The 539-nt window shown below is 61.0% G+C and carries 1 protein-coding gene; it reads right to left on the reverse strand.

The genetic code is table 11. The annotated features are described in order from the left end of the window. Positions 1-539: efflux RND transporter periplasmic adaptor subunit (locus FQ746_RS28555; RefSeq protein ID WP_144113156.1), on the reverse strand; the 539-nt coding region annotated here is incomplete at both ends.

Below are 539 nucleotides of genomic sequence, written 5' to 3' on the forward strand. Positions count from 1 at the left end.
ATGCCGGGCAGCAATTCGCGTTCGGGGTTCGGGAATGTGCTGCGCAGTGTAACCGAACTCGTAGTTGCATCCACGGTCACGCCTGAAAACTGCAGGGTGCCGAGGTGAGTATATTCAGTGCCGTCTTCCATCACGAGCGTAACGGCTGCGCTGTCGCTTCCTGTCTTCTTCAAGCGACCGGAAGCGAAGGCCTTACGCAGCTTCAGCCACTCAGTGCTGGAGCGCGTGACGTCGAGGTACATCTGGTCGAACGCCTGGATGGTGGCGAGCGCAGTGGTCTGATCGGAGGTGACGAGCGCCCCCTCGGTTACGCTGGATGCACCAATGCGCCCGGAAATGGGTGCCCGCACACGTGTGTAGCCGAGGTTCACACGTGCAGATTCGAGCGACGCCTTGTCGGCCGTCACGTCGGCAGCGTCTTCTCGGACGGCGGCGACGGCATCGTCGTAATCCTGCTTACTCACAGCGTTGATCTTCACGAGTTCCGTGTAACGGTCCGCTTTCGTCTTCGCCGAGGCGAGCGTGGCGCGGGCTTTTTC

It is taken from the genome of Paraburkholderia sp. BCC1886 (assembly GCF_900996245.1).
Lineage (GTDB): Bacteria > Pseudomonadota > Gammaproteobacteria > Burkholderiales > Burkholderiaceae > Paraburkholderia.